A 12,360-nucleotide genomic window follows, 5' to 3' on the forward strand; every position below is an offset into this window, starting at 1 on the left:
ATGGCATACGGTGTGAAGATCGCCAAGGGCAAGGCCTACAAGGGCGCTGCCATCAAGCGCCGCCACATCCGCATCCGCAAGAGGATCTCGGGTACGGCCGAGCGTCCGCGCCTCGTCGTGACGCGCTCGAACCGCCACATCGTGGCCCAGGTCATCGACGACATCAAGGGTCACACCCTGGCGTCGGCGTCGACCCTGGACACGTCGATCCGCAGCGGCGAGGACGACAAGTCCGCGCAGGCCGGCAAGGTCGGCGCACTCGTCGCCGAGCGCGCCAAGGCCGCGGGTGTCGAGGCCGTCGTATTCGACCGCGGTGGCAACCAGTACGCGGGGCGCATCGCCGCCCTGGCGGACGCCGCCCGCGAAGCCGGGCTCAAGTTCTGAGCCCCCGTCGCAGCAGCGACTTTTGTTGCTGCGTAGCTAGCGGAAACAGAGAGAGGTAATTCCAATGGCTGGACCCCAGCGCCGCGGCAGCGGTGCCGGTGGCGGCGAGCGGCGGGACCGGAAGGGCCGTGACGGCGGCGCTGCTGCCGCCGAGAAGACCGCGTACGTTGAGCGCGTTGTCGCGATCAACCGCGTCGCCAAGGTTGTGAAGGGTGGTCGTCGCTTCAGCTTCACCGCGCTGGTCGTGGTGGGCGACGGTGACGGCACCGTGGGTGTCGGATACGGCAAGGCCAAGGAGGTGCCGGCCGCCATCGCCAAGGGTGTGGAGGAGGCCAAGAAGCACTTCTTCAAGGTCCCCCGTATCCAGGGCACCATCCCGCACCCGATCACGGGCGAGAAGGCCGCGGGCGTCGTCCTGCTCAAGCCTGCTTCCCCCGGTACCGGCGTGATCGCCGGTGGCCCGGTGCGTGCCGTGCTCGAGTGCGCCGGTGTTCACGACATCCTGTCGAAGTCGCTCGGCTCGTCCAACGCGATCAACATCGTGCACGCCACCGTGGCGGCCCTCAAGGGCCTGCAGCGTCCCGAGGAGATCGCGGCCCGCCGCGGTCTGCCGCTCGAGGACGTCGCCCCCGCGGCTCTGCTGCGTGCGCGTGCGGGAGCGGGTGCTGCGTAATGGCCCGCCTCAAGATCACGCAGACGAAGTCGTACATCGGCAGCAAGCAGAACCACCGTGACACGCTGCGTTCGCTTGGCCTGAAGAGGGTCAACGACGTGGTCGTCAAGGAGGACCGCCCCGAGTTCCGCGGCATGGTGCGCCACGTCCGCCACCTCGTGACGGTCGAGGAGGTCGACTGATCATGGCGGAGCAGAACCCGCTCAAGATCCACAACCTCCGTCCCGCCCCCGGAGCCAAGACCGCGAAGACCCGTGTCGGTCGCGGTGAGGCCTCGAAGGGTAAGACGGCCGGTCGTGGTACCAAGGGCACCAAGGCCCGTTACCAGGTTCCGGAGCGCTTCGAGGGTGGCCAGATGCCCCTCCACATGCGTCTCCCGAAGCTCAAGGGCTTCAAGAACCCGTTCAAGACCGAGTACCAGGTCGTGAACCTGGACAAGCTCTCCGCGCTCTACCCCGAGGGCGGAGAGGTCACCGTTGCCGACCTGGTCGACAAGGGTGCGGTCCGCAAGAACAGCCTCGTCAAGGTCCTCGGCCAGGGCGAGCTCTCGGTGGCGCTGCAGGTGACGGTCGACGCCGTCTCCGGCTCCGCCAAGGAGAAGATCACCGCCGCCGGCGGTACCGTCACCGAGCTCGTCTGAGCCCGAGTGACATGAGCGATCCCGACCGGGGATACCCCACATAAGGGGTATCCCCGGTTGGTCGTTCCAAGGGGGGCACAGTCGCAGGTAAGGTTGCGTGCGCTGTTGCTATAAGGGGTTGGGTGCACACCCCTGCCCGATCGGCCTGCCCGAAAGGCGAGTCGAGCGGGCGGGTCCGCCCAACACCGGCTGTACCCAATCGTCGAACCTCAAGACCGTCACCTCTGACGCATGAGCGCGGGGGTCGCAGGAGGCACCGTGCTCACCGCGTTCGCCCGGGCGTTCAAGACGCCCGACCTGCGCAAGAAGCTGCTCTTCACGCTGGCCATCATCGTCATCTACCGGATCGGTACGCATATCCCGATCCCCGGTGTCGACTACAAGAACGTCCAGACCTGCATGGACATCGCTGAAGGCAACAGCGGTCTCTTCGGTCTGGTCAACATGTTCAGTGGTGGCGCGCTGCTTCAGATCACCATCTTCGCGCTGGGCATCATGCCGTACATCACGGCGAGCATCATTCTGCAGCTGCTGACCGTGGTGATCCCGCGCCTGGAGGCCCTGAAGAAGGAAGGCCAGTCGGGTACCGCGAAGATCACGCAGTACACCCGCTACCTGACGGTGGCGCTCGCCATCCTGCAGGGCACCGGCCTGGTGGCCACCGCCCGCAGCGGCGCGCTCTTCCAGGGCTGCCCGGTGGCCGGCGACATCGTCCCGGACCAGTCGATCTTCGTCACCGTCACCATGGTCATCACGATGACCGCCGGTACGGCCATGGTCATGTGGCTCGGTGAGCTGATCACCGACCGCGGCATCGGCAACGGCATGTCGATCCTGATGTTCATCTCGATCGCCGCGACCTTCCCGAGCGCGCTGTGGGCCATCAAGCAGCAGGGCAGCCTGGCCGGCGGCTGGATCGAGTTCGGCACCGTGATCCTGGTCGGCCTGGTGATGGTCGGCCTGGTGGTCTTCGTCGAGCAGGCGCAGCGCCGCATCCCCGTGCAGTACGCGAAGCGGATGATCGGCCGCCGGTCCTACGGGGGTACGTCCACGTACATCCCGCTGAAGGTGAACCAGGCGGGTGTGATTCCTGTCATCTTCGCCTCGTCGCTGCTCTACATTCCGGCGCTCATCGCGCAGTTCTCGGACGACAAGTCCGGCTGGAAGTCCTGGATCGAGCAGAACCTCACCAAGGGCGACCACCCGATTTACATCACCATGTACTTCCTGTTGATCGTGTTCTTCGCCTTCTTCTACGTGGCGATCTCGTTCAACCCCGAGGAAGTCGCGGACAACATGAAGAAGTATGGTGGCTTCATCCCGGGCATCCGGGCTGGCCGACCGACCGCTGAGTACCTGAGCTACGTACTCAACCGGATCACCTGGCCGGGTTCGCTGTATCTGGGCCTGATCGCTCTTGTGCCGACGATGGCGTTGGTTGGTTTCGGGGCAAACCAGAACTTCCCCTTCGGCGGGACCAGCATCCTCATCATCGTGGGTGTCGGCCTCGAGACGGTGAAGCAGATCGAGAGCCAGCTCCAGCAGCGCAATTACGAAGGGTTCCTCCGCTGATGCGTATCGTCCTCGTCGGGCCGCCTGGCGCCGGTAAGGGAACGCAGGCCGCGTTCCTGGCCAAGAACCTGTCGATTCCGCACATCTCCACGGGCGACCTCTTCCGCGCCAACATCAGCCAGGGCACGGAGCTGGGCAAGCAGGCCAAGGCCTATATGGACGCGGGGAATCTGGTGCCCGACGAGGTCACCATCGGGATGGCCAAGGACCGCATGGACCAGCCGGACGCGGAGAACGGCTTCCTGCTCGACGGCTTCCCGCGCAATGTGTCCCAGGCCGAGGCGCTCGACGAGACGCTGAAGGACGCGAGCATGCGGCTGGACGCGGTGCTCGACCTGGAGGTCCCCGAGGACGAGGTGGTCAAGCGCATCGCGGGCCGCCGCATCTGCCGCAAGGACTCGGCGCACGTCTTCCATGTGACGTACAGCGCGCCCAAGAAGGAAGGCGTCTGCGACGTCTGCGGCGGCGAGCTCTACCAGCGCGAGGACGACAGCGAGGAGACCGTCCGCAAGCGCCTGGAGGTCTACCACACGCAGACCGAGCCGATCATCGACTACTACCGGGCCCAGGGCCTGGTCGTCACGATCCCCGCGCTCGGCAAGGTGGACGAGGTCACCAAGCGCGCGATGGACGCCCTGCAGACGGCGAAGACCGCCGCGCAGTAGGCACGCACAGGCAGTAGGCGCGCACGGACGGAAGGAAGGCCGCGGTCCCTCGGGGGCCGCGGCCTTCCTCGCGCCGTGCGCCGGGGCCCGGAGCCCCGCCGGCGGCCGGGCCGCCGCGCGCCGGTGCACAATGGGTGGTTGCGGCCCGCGGTGGCCGCGCCGCGCGCAGGGTGCGCGCGGATCCGTACCGAGACGAAGAGGCGACGCCCCCATGGTGGAGATCAAGACCCCCGAGCAGATCGCGAAGATGCGTGAGGCGGGGCTGGTCGTCGCCGAGATCCACCGGGCCACCCGCGAGGCGGCGGTGCCGGGGGCGAGCACCAAGGACCTCGACGACGTGGCGCGCAAGGTGCTCGCGGAGCACGGCGCGAAGTCCAACTTCCTCGGCTACGGCGGCTTTCCGGCGACCATCTGCACCTCGCCCAACGAGGTCGTCGTGCACGGCATCCCGAGCCCGGACGTCGTCCTCAAGGACGGCGACATCATCTCCATCGACGCCGGCGCCATCGTGGACGGCTGGCACGGCGACGCCGCCTTCACCGCCTTCGTCGGCAGCGGCCACGCCCCCGAGCTGACCGAGCTGTCCCGGGTGACCGAGGAGTCCATGTGGGCCGGGATCGCCGCGATGAAGACCGGCAACCGGCTCGTCGACATCTCGCGCGCGGTGGAGACCTTCATCCGCCGCCAGCCGCGCCCGGGCGGCGGCAAGTACGGGATCATCGAGGACTACGGCGGCCACGGCATCGGCACCCAGATGCACATGGACCCGCACCTGCTGAACTACGTGGAGCGCCGCCGCGGCCGCGGTCCGAAGCTGGTGCCCGGGATGTGCCTGGCGATCGAGCCGATGGTCTCGCTCGGCACCCCGAAGACCAAGACCCTCTCCGACGACTGGACCGTCCTCACCCTGGACGACAGCTGGTCCTCGCACTGGGAGCACTCGGTGGCCATCACCGAGCAGGGCCCGCTGGTCCTCACCGCCCCCGACTGCGGCCGGGAGCGACTGGCGGCCTACGGGGTGACTCCGGCGCCGGATCCGCTGGGCTGAGGGCGGCCCCGGACCGGGCTCCGGCCCGTTCCCGGGGGTGATTAAGGATCGCCGGGAGCGGGAAGCCTGTTCTCTTGCCGCACGATTTCGTTTTTCCTTCGACGCTGACGTAGACTGACTCGTCGGCTCGCGTGTCCCTGCATGTCCTCTTCACGGGGATGGTCAGGGGGCGGGGCCGATCAAGGTAGTCGATTCGAAGGGCGAAGCGTGGCCAAGAAGCAAGGTGCCATCGAGATCGAGGGCACTGTCGTCGAGTCTCTTCCGAACGCCATGTTCAAGGTCGAGCTCCAGAACGGCCACCAGGTCCTGGCACACATCAGCGGCAAGATGCGTATGCACTACATCCGTATCCTCCCTGACGACCGGGTCGTGGTGGAGCTGTCTCCGTACGACCTGACCCGTGGCCGGATCGTCTACCGGTACAAGTAGATCTTGCCCGTACCCCGCTGCCGCTCGGTGGCGGGGCCGCTGGCACTGACCCGGAGAACCTCACACCCATGAAGGTCAAGCCGAGCGTCAAGAAGATCTGCGACAAGTGCAGGGTGATTCGCCGTCACGGCCGAGTCATGATCATCTGCGACAACCCGCGCCACAAGCAGCGCCAGGGCTGACGCAGGTCTGCACTCCGCAGAACTTCGCGCGACGCAAGCAAAGAAAATACGCAGGGCCCGTCTGAACTTCCGAGGCATCGCGCCCTCGGAGTGGCGACACCCCCGGTCGGAGGCCGGGGACCCGGTCCGTACCGCACTCTCGTCTTCCCCGAGGAGGCGGCTGGGGGCACCTCCCGGTCGAGCGAAGCCGAGAGTGGGGGAGGTCGGGAGCGGCCCTGTGGAAGACCTCCGCGAATCAACTGGAGCCATTGAATGGCACGCGTTTCCGGTGTCGACATCCCGCGCGACAAGCGTGTGGAGGTCGCCCTCACCTACGTGTTCGGCATCGGCCGGACCCTGTCGCAGAAGACGCTGGTCGAGACCGGCGTGAACCCCAACACCCGCGTGCGTGACCTCTCCGAGGAGGAGCTGGTCAAGATCCGCGAGTACGTGGACGCCAACCTCAAGACCGAGGGTGACCTCCGCCGTGAGGTTCAGGCCGACATCCGCCGCAAGGTCGAGATCGGCTGCTACCAGGGTCTGCGTCACCGCCGTGGCCTGCCCGTGCACGGTCAGCGCACCAGCACCAACGCCCGCACCCGCAAGGGCCCGCGTCGCGCCATCGCCGGCAAGAAGAAGCCGGGCAAGAAGTAGTCCGCAGCGGACTCGGCGGTGTCCGGCAGTCGTCCGGACCACCGCGTACCAGCGGTCTTCGCTGTAGGACCGACCACCTCCCGTAGGAGTTAAGACATGCCCCCCAAGGGACGTCAGGGCGCTGCCAAGAAGGTGCGCCGCAAGGAAAAGAAGAACGTCGCTCACGGCCACGCGCACATCAAGAGCACGTTCAACAACACGATCGTCTCGATCACCGACCCCACGGGCAACGTGATCTCCTGGGCCTCCGCCGGCCACGTCGGCTTCAAGGGCTCGCGCAAGTCCACCCCCTTCGCCGCGCAGATGGCCGCCGAGTCGGCCGCCCGCCGCGCGCAGGAGCACGGCATGCGCAAGGTCGACGTCTTCGTCAAGGGTCCCGGCTCCGGCCGTGAGACCGCGATCCGCTCCCTCCAGGCCACCGGCCTCGAGGTCGGCTCGATCCAGGACGTCACCCCCACCCCGCACAACGGCTGCCGTCCGCCCAAGCGCCGCCGCGTCTGATGGTCCGGGGCCGGATCCCGGCCCCGCCCGCAGCGCAGCTTTCGGGTCATCGGGCGGTACGACTCCCTCGTGGGGCCGTGCCGCCCGTACCCTTGCAAGTGGAACCCGGACCTCGGTCCGGGAAGTCGGGCATCAAATAGCGGGTGCCCCTGACTGAAGGAATCACTTCATGCTGATCGCTCAGCGTCCCTCGTTGACCGAAGAGGTCGTCGACGAGTTCCGCTCCCGGTTCGTGATCGAGCCGCTGGAGCCGGGCTTCGGCTACACCCTCGGCAACTCGCTCCGCCGTACGCTCCTCTCCTCGATCCCGGGTGCGGCGGTCACGTCCATCCGCATCGACGGTGTCCTGCACGAGTTCACCACCGTGCCGGGCGTCAAGGAGGACGTCACCGACCTGATCCTCAACATCAAGCAGCTGGTCGTCTCCTCGGAGCACGACGAGCCGGTCGTGATGTACCTGCGCAAGCAGGGCCCGGGTCTGGTCACCGCCGCCGACATCGCGCCCCCGGCCGGTGTCGAGGTCCACAACCCCGACCTGGTCCTCGCCACGCTCAACGGCAAGGGCAAGCTGGAGATGGAGCTGACCGTCGAGCGCGGCCGCGGCTACGTCTCCGCCGTGCAGAACAAGCAGCTGGGCCAGGAGATCGGCCGGATCCCGGTCGACTCCATCTACAGCCCGGTCCTCAAGGTCACCTACAAGGTCGAGGCGACCCGAGTCGAGCAGCGCACCGACTTCGACAAGCTCATCGTCGACGTCGAGACCAAGCAGGCCATGCGCCCCCGGGACGCCATGGCCTCCGCGGGCAAGACCCTGGTCGAGCTCTTCGGCCTGGCCCGCGAGCTCAACATCGACGCCGAGGGCATCGACATGGGCCCGTCCCCGACGGACGCCGCCCTCGCCGCCGATCTCGCGCTGCCGATCGAGGAGCTGGAGCTCACGGTCCGCTCGTACAACTGCCTCAAGCGTGAGGGCATCCACTCCGTGGGTGAACTGGTCGCGCGCTCCGAGGCCGACCTGCTCGACATCCGCAACTTCGGTGCCAAGTCGATCGACGAGGTCAAGGCGAAGCTGGCCGGCATGGGCCTCGCGCTCAAGGACAGCCCGCCCGGATTCGACCCGACCGCCGCGGCGGACGCCTTCGGGGCGGACGACGAGGGCGACACGGGCTTCGTCGAGACCGAGCAGTACTGACCGCTCGGGCCTGACGGCCTGATCCCGGGTGCGGGTGCGCTGCGGTACTCACGCAGCTCCCCGCGCCCCTGTCCGGACCGCCCCTTCGGGGGCGGATCCGGATCTCCGACGGGCGACCGCCTGCTCGGACACTGACCCCGGTACCTGATACGGCCGGGGCAGACATGGAGGAGCAACACCATGCCGAAGCCCACCAAGGGTGCCCGTTTTGGCGGCAGTGCCGCGCACGAGAAGCTGCTTCTCGCGAACCTCGCGAAGTCGCTCTTCGAGCACGGCCGCATCACCACCACCGAGGCGAAGGCCCGCCGTCTGCGGCCCTACGCCGAGCGTCTGGTCACCAAGGCGAAGAAGGGCGACCTTCACAACCGCCGCCAGGTGCTCCAGGTCATCACCGACAAGAGCGTCGTGCACACGCTCTTCACGGAGATCGGCCCGCGGTACGAGAACCGCCCGGGTGGCTACACCCGTATCACCAAGATCGGTAACCGCCGCGGCGACAACGCGCCCATGGCCGTCATCGAGCTGGTGGAGGCCCTGACCGTGGCCCAGCAGGCCACCGGCGAGGCCGAGGCCGCGACCAAGCGCGCGGTCAAGGAAGACGCCCAGAAGCAGGACGAGGCTCCGGCCGCGGACCTGAAGAAGGACGACGCCGAGGCTCCGGCCGAGGACGCCAAGGACGCCTGAGCGTTCTGAACGCGTCGCATGGGCCCGTATCCCTCCGGGGGTGCGGGCCCGTGCCATGCGCGGACCCGCTGGACCCGGCGCGGTGGCCGGGCGGATGGACAGGAGGCCCCGGAAGGTGGCGGACGAGGTGGAGCCCGGCTTCGTACGGGTGCGGCTTGATCTGAGCTACGACGGCCGGGAGTTCTCCGGCTGGGCGAAGCAGGCCGGGGGGCGGCGCACCGTGCAGGGCGAGATCGAGGACGCGCTGCGGGTGGTGACGCGCGCCGAGCGGGGCTTCGAGCTGACCGTGGCCGGGCGCACCGACTCCGGGGTGCACGCCCGCGGACAGGTGGCCCATGTCGACCTGCCCGCCGCGCTCTGGGCCGAGCACCGCGAGAAGCTGCTCAAGCGGCTGGCCGGACGGCTGCCCAAGGACGTGCGGATCTGGCGCGCGGACGAGGCGCCCAGCGGGTTCAACGCCCGCTTCTCGGCGATCTGGCGGCGCTACGCCTACCGGATCACCGACCACCCCGGCGGCGTCGACCCGCTGCTGCGCGGCCATGTCCTGTGGCACGACTGGCCGCTCGACGTCGCGGCGATGAACGAGGCGGCCCGGGCGCTGCTCGGCGAGCACGACTTCGCCGCCTACTGCAAGAAGCGCGAGGGCGCGACGACCATCCGCACGCTCCAGGAGCTGAGCCTGGTACGGGACGCGGACGGCATCGTCACGGCCACGGTGCGCGCGGACGCCTTCTGCCACAACATGGTGCGCTCGCTGATCGGGGCGCTGCTCTTCGTCGGGGACGGGCACCGGGAGCCGGACTGGCCGGGCCGGGTGCTGGCCGCGGGCGTACGGGACTCGGCGGTGCACGTGGTGCGCCCGCACGGCCTGACCCTGGAGGAAGTCGGCTATCCCGCCGACGAGTTGCTGGCCGCCCGGAACCTGGAGGCGCGCAACCGGCGGACGCTGCCGGGGGCGGGCTGCTGCTGAGCCCGCCCGGCCCGTCCGCCGCGGGCGTGCGCCGCCGGGCCAGCGGGGTGCCGGGCTACCGGGGTGCCGGGCTAGCGGGGTGCCTCGGCCGCCGCCGAGGCCTGGGCCTCGCCGCGCCGGTTGATCTGGTTGAGGGTGAAGACACGCAGGTCGTCGCTGACGCGGTAGACCTCGCGGTCCTTCTTGGTGACGTCCTTGCCGCTGGTGAAGCCCGAGATGCTGAAGTAGGCGTACCGGCCGCGGGCGTTGACGGTGTCGCGGCAGACGCCCGAGCGGCAGTAGGTGCCCACCGGCTTGCCGGTCAGCGAGACGATGTTGCCGTCCTCGGCCTGCTGGACGACCTTGGCGGCCTGGGCCGCGGTGTCGAAGACCGCGACGCCGATGGTGACCGAGACGCCCTCGCGGGTGTAGGCGGCGCGGATCATGCGGGTGCACTTGTTCTTGGTGAGCACCCCGCCGAGGTCGCCGCGGGTGGCCTCGGCGCACTTCTTCGTGTCGCGGACCGGGCCCTTCCGGTAGACCCGGTCGCCCTTGGTCAGCTTGGTGCCGGGGAAGAGGGTCCCGGGGCCGAGCGGCGCCTTGTCCTTCTTCGCGCTGGAGATGTAGTCCACCGGGTCCGGCGGCGGGGGAGGGGTGGTCGCCTCGAAGGAGGGGCCCGGCCTGCTGGTGTCGCTGGGGATGTCCGCGGTGCCGGGTAGCTTGCCGCTCGGGTCGTCGGAGGCCTCGCTGTCCCCGTTGGCCGAGACCACGCCGACCGCCACGCCCACGCCTATCAGCACGGTGGCCAGGCCCGCGGCGCCCGCGATCAGCCACTTGCGCTTGCGGGCGCGCGACTCGGAGGCCTCGGCCAGGGCGCCCCAGTCCGGGGTGCCGCCGCTGCCGGGCCGCTGCCGCTGGTCCCCCTGGTCCGGCTGCTGCCCGTACTGCTGCTGCCCCTGCCGCTGAGGGGGCGGCGCCTGCTGCTGGGGCGGGTAGCCGTAGCCGCCGCTGTTCTGCTGGGGGTAGCCGTAGCCCTGGCCGCTGTCCTGCGGGGGGTAGCCGTAACCGCCGCCGCTCTGCTGCGGGGGGTAGCCGTAGCCCTGCGGCTGCTGCGGGGGATAGCCGTAGCCGCCGTCCTGCTGCGGGTAGCCGTAACCCTGGCCGCTGTTCTGCTGCGGGTTCTGCTGCGCCCCGCCCTGGCCCGGCTGCTGACCCGAGCCGCCCGGACCCCGCGGGGGTCCCCCCTGCCCAAAGCTCATGGGGCGCATCCTAGAGCGGGCGGGCCATGAGCGGTGCGCCGGGCGGGTGAGGATTCGCCGCGGGGCCGGGGCCGGGGGCGGGACGGTGGCCGCCTGGTCCGCGTTTTGACCCTTCCGGGGCGGCGCGGGTAGTCTGCTCTTTTGTTATGCGTTCTGGTTCGCTCAAACTCACGTGAGCTTGCCGTTACGCCGGTCCACCGGGCCGATGACCAGCGACCTGCAGGCGGTTTGCGTCGACCGCCGCGGTCAGGGCTGTCGTGATCGTCCGTGGTGACCTTGAACAGGACCCTGTCTCCGTACCCCTCTCACGGGTGCGGCGGCATCCACCACAGAAGAAGCGAAGGCTACGACCGTGCGTACGTACAGCCCCAAGCCCGGCGATGTGACGCGCCAGTGGCACGTCATCGACGCCCAGGATGTTGTCCTGGGTCGTCTGGCAACCACTGCCGCCTCCCTCCTGCGCGGCAAGCACAAGCCGATCTACGCGCCCCACGTCGACACCGGTGACTTCGTCGTCATCATCAACGCCGACAAGGTGCACCTCTCCGGCAACAAGCGGACCCAGAAGCTCGCCTACCGCCACTCCGGTTACCCGGGCGGTCTGCGCAGCGTCCGCTACGACGACCTCCTCACGAACAACCCCGAGAAGGCCGTGGAGAAGGCCGTCAAGGGCATGCTCCCCAAGAACACCCTGGGCCGTCAGATGCTCTCGAAGCTGAAGGTCTACTCGGGCGAGTCGCACCCGCACGCTGCCCAGCAGCCGGTGCCGTTCGAGATCACCCAGGTCGCGCAGTAAGTCCGGCCACCCCCTAAGACTGAACAGAATCTGAGGAGCATCGTGGCCGAGACCACCGCTGAGCAGCCGCTCGTCGAGGAAACCGACGTCGAGCACACCGAGCAGTACACCTCCGAGACCGAGGTCCCCGTCGAGGGCGAGTACACGTCCGAGTCCCTGGCCTCGCGTTTCGGTGAGCCCCAGCCGGCCGCCGGACTGGGCCGCCGCAAGAACGCCATCGCCCGCGTCCGGATCGTCCCGGGCACCGGCAAGTGGAAGATCAACGGTCGCACCCTCGAGGACTACTTCCCGAACAAGGTGCACCAGCAGGAAGTCAACGAGCCCTTCAAGGTGCTCGAACTCGAAGGCCGTTACGACGTCGTCGCCCGCATCGCCGGCGGCGGTGTCTCCGGTCAGGCCGGAGCCCTGCGCCTCGGTGTCGCCCGCGCCCTCAACGAGGCCGACGTCGACAACAACCGCGGCGCCCTCAAGAAGGCCGGCTTCCTCAAGCGCGACGACCGCGCGGTCGAGCGCAAGAAGGCCGGTCTGAAGAAGGCCCGCAAGGCCCCGCAGTACAGCAAGCGCTGATCACAGGATTACGCCTTTCCTGTACTTCCGTTCGCCCCGGCGGCACGCTGTGCTGCCGGGGCGTTCGTTTGTGGCAGACCTTGGGTGTATGTGGACGTATAGCGACACAAGGCGCTTCAAGGCTTGCATGTTCGAATGATTTCCGACCACCCTGCGAGAGCGGACGACTCTCCCCGGGGTGGACGG

17 protein-coding genes are annotated in these 12,360 nt (G+C 68.7%); 16 read left to right on the forward strand and 1 reads right to left on the reverse strand.

Annotation, left to right across the window (positions count from 1 at the left end; all coding sequences use genetic code 11):
* The 14 genes from rplR to truA all read left to right on the forward strand — a co-directional run bounded on the left by rplR (position 1) and on the right by truA (position 9,573).
* Positions 1–384 carry a 50S ribosomal protein L18 gene (gene rplR, locus MID12_RS20135; RefSeq protein ID WP_040252699.1) on the forward strand — a complete coding sequence of 128 codons (384 nt, stop codon included), beginning with the start codon at positions 1–3 and terminating at the stop codon, positions 382–384.
* 64 nt (positions 385–448) lie between these two features.
* A complete protein-coding gene (gene rpsE / locus MID12_RS20140; protein WP_005481208.1) occupies positions 449–1,057 on the forward strand; it encodes a 30S ribosomal protein S5 in 609 nt (202 codons plus the stop codon).
* On the forward strand, positions 1,057–1,239 hold the full coding sequence (gene rpmD / locus MID12_RS20145) for a 50S ribosomal protein L30 (RefSeq protein WP_040252703.1): 183 nt from the start codon (positions 1,057–1,059) through the stop codon (positions 1,237–1,239). The genes rpsE and rpmD overlap by 1 nt, the downstream gene beginning before the upstream one ends.
* Before the next feature lie 2 nt (positions 1,240–1,241).
* Positions 1,242–1,697, forward strand: a complete 456-nt coding sequence (rplO, locus tag MID12_RS20150) for a 50S ribosomal protein L15 (RefSeq protein ID WP_040252705.1) — start codon at positions 1,242–1,244, stop codon at positions 1,695–1,697.
* A 258-nt stretch (positions 1,698–1,955) separates the two neighbouring features.
* The gene (gene secY, locus MID12_RS20155; RefSeq protein ID WP_040252707.1) at positions 1,956–3,269 is read left to right on the forward strand and encodes a preprotein translocase subunit SecY; all 1,314 of its coding nucleotides are present in this window, start codon (positions 1,956–1,958) and stop codon (positions 3,267–3,269) included.
* Positions 3,269–3,934, forward strand: coding sequence for an adenylate kinase (locus MID12_RS20160; protein WP_040252709.1), 666 nt, complete (start codon positions 3,269–3,271; stop codon positions 3,932–3,934). The genes secY and MID12_RS20160 overlap by 1 nt, the downstream gene beginning before the upstream one ends.
* A gap of 211 nt (positions 3,935–4,145) precedes the next feature.
* On the forward strand, positions 4,146–4,982 hold the full coding sequence (gene map, locus MID12_RS20165) for a type I methionyl aminopeptidase (RefSeq protein WP_040252711.1): 837 nt from the start codon (positions 4,146–4,148) through the stop codon (positions 4,980–4,982).
* A gap of 207 nt (positions 4,983–5,189) precedes the next feature.
* Positions 5,190–5,411: a translation initiation factor IF-1 gene (gene infA, locus MID12_RS20170; protein ID WP_003948620.1), complete on the forward strand. Its 222-nt coding sequence runs from the start codon at positions 5,190–5,192 to the stop codon at positions 5,409–5,411.
* A gap of 68 nt (positions 5,412–5,479) precedes the next feature.
* Complete coding sequence (gene rpmJ, locus MID12_RS20175; RefSeq protein WP_003948619.1) at positions 5,480–5,593, forward strand: 50S ribosomal protein L36; 114 nt, start codon at positions 5,480–5,482, stop codon at positions 5,591–5,593.
* Between the two features lie 252 nt (positions 5,594–5,845).
* Positions 5,846–6,226: a 30S ribosomal protein S13 gene (gene rpsM / locus MID12_RS20180; protein ID WP_040252714.1), complete on the forward strand. Its 381-nt coding sequence runs from the start codon at positions 5,846–5,848 to the stop codon at positions 6,224–6,226.
* A gap of 96 nt (positions 6,227–6,322) precedes the next feature.
* Positions 6,323–6,727 (forward strand): 30S ribosomal protein S11, encoded by a 405-nt coding sequence (gene rpsK / locus MID12_RS20185; RefSeq protein ID WP_003948617.1) that lies wholly within the window; start codon positions 6,323–6,325, stop codon positions 6,725–6,727.
* Between the two features lie 169 nt (positions 6,728–6,896).
* Positions 6,897–7,919: a DNA-directed RNA polymerase subunit alpha gene (locus tag MID12_RS20190; RefSeq protein ID WP_040252716.1), complete on the forward strand. Its 1,023-nt coding sequence runs from the start codon at positions 6,897–6,899 to the stop codon at positions 7,917–7,919.
* A gap of 180 nt (positions 7,920–8,099) precedes the next feature.
* Positions 8,100–8,603, forward strand: a complete 504-nt coding sequence (gene rplQ / locus MID12_RS20195; protein WP_040252718.1) for a 50S ribosomal protein L17 — start codon at positions 8,100–8,102, stop codon at positions 8,601–8,603.
* 115 nt (positions 8,604–8,718) lie between these two features.
* The gene (gene truA, locus MID12_RS20200; protein WP_040252720.1) at positions 8,719–9,573 is read left to right on the forward strand and encodes a tRNA pseudouridine(38-40) synthase TruA; all 855 of its coding nucleotides are present in this window, start codon (positions 8,719–8,721) and stop codon (positions 9,571–9,573) included.
* Between the two features lie 71 nt (positions 9,574–9,644).
* On the opposite strand, the gene MID12_RS20205 is transcribed toward truA, so the two are convergent.
* Positions 9,645–10,811, reverse strand: coding sequence for a hypothetical protein (locus tag MID12_RS20205; RefSeq protein ID WP_263169532.1), 1,167 nt, complete (start codon positions 10,809–10,811; stop codon positions 9,645–9,647).
* A 352-nt stretch (positions 10,812–11,163) separates the two neighbouring features.
* On the opposite strand from MID12_RS20205, the gene rplM reads away from it, so the two are divergent.
* Positions 11,164–11,607 carry a 50S ribosomal protein L13 gene (gene rplM / locus MID12_RS20210; RefSeq protein ID WP_168536272.1) on the forward strand — a complete coding sequence of 148 codons (444 nt, stop codon included), beginning with the start codon at positions 11,164–11,166 and terminating at the stop codon, positions 11,605–11,607.
* 42 nt (positions 11,608–11,649) lie between these two features.
* Positions 11,650–12,174, forward strand: coding sequence for a 30S ribosomal protein S9 (rpsI, locus tag MID12_RS20215; RefSeq protein ID WP_040252724.1), 525 nt, complete (start codon positions 11,650–11,652; stop codon positions 12,172–12,174).
* Positions 12,175–12,360 lie beyond the last annotated feature (186 nt).

The sequence above is a fragment of the Streptomyces sp. SCSIO ZS0520 genome, from assembly GCF_025643355.1.
GTDB classification, from domain to species: Bacteria; Actinomycetota; Actinomycetes; order Streptomycetales; family Streptomycetaceae; genus Streptomyces; species Streptomyces physcomitrii.

Excerpts from the sequence above, each read along its gene's own strand:
- rplR (WP_040252699.1), top strand. The coding sequence starts at position 1 with ATGGCATACGGTGTGAAGATCGCCAAGGGCAAGGCCTACAAGGGCGCT.
- rpsE (WP_005481208.1), top strand. The coding sequence starts at position 449 with ATGGCTGGACCCCAGCGCCGCGGCAGCGGTGCCGGTGGCGGCGAGCGG.
- rpmD (WP_040252703.1), top strand. The coding sequence starts at position 1,057 with ATGGCCCGCCTCAAGATCACGCAGACGAAGTCGTACATCGGCAGCAAG.
- rplO (WP_040252705.1), top strand. The coding sequence starts at position 1,242 with ATGGCGGAGCAGAACCCGCTCAAGATCCACAACCTCCGTCCCGCCCCC.
- MID12_RS20160 (WP_040252709.1), top strand. The coding sequence starts at position 3,269 with ATGCGTATCGTCCTCGTCGGGCCGCCTGGCGCCGGTAAGGGAACGCAG.
- map (WP_040252711.1), top strand. The coding sequence starts at position 4,146 with ATGGTGGAGATCAAGACCCCCGAGCAGATCGCGAAGATGCGTGAGGCG.
- rpmJ (WP_003948619.1), top strand. The coding sequence starts at position 5,480 with ATGAAGGTCAAGCCGAGCGTCAAGAAGATCTGCGACAAGTGCAGGGTG.
- rpsM (WP_040252714.1), top strand. The coding sequence starts at position 5,846 with ATGGCACGCGTTTCCGGTGTCGACATCCCGCGCGACAAGCGTGTGGAG.
- rpsK (WP_003948617.1), top strand. The coding sequence starts at position 6,323 with ATGCCCCCCAAGGGACGTCAGGGCGCTGCCAAGAAGGTGCGCCGCAAG.
- MID12_RS20190 (WP_040252716.1), top strand. The coding sequence starts at position 6,897 with ATGCTGATCGCTCAGCGTCCCTCGTTGACCGAAGAGGTCGTCGACGAG.
- rplQ (WP_040252718.1), top strand. The coding sequence starts at position 8,100 with ATGCCGAAGCCCACCAAGGGTGCCCGTTTTGGCGGCAGTGCCGCGCAC.
- MID12_RS20205 (WP_263169532.1), bottom strand. The coding sequence starts at position 10,811 with ATGAGCTTTGGGCAGGGGGGACCCCCGCGGGGTCCGGGCGGCTCGGGT.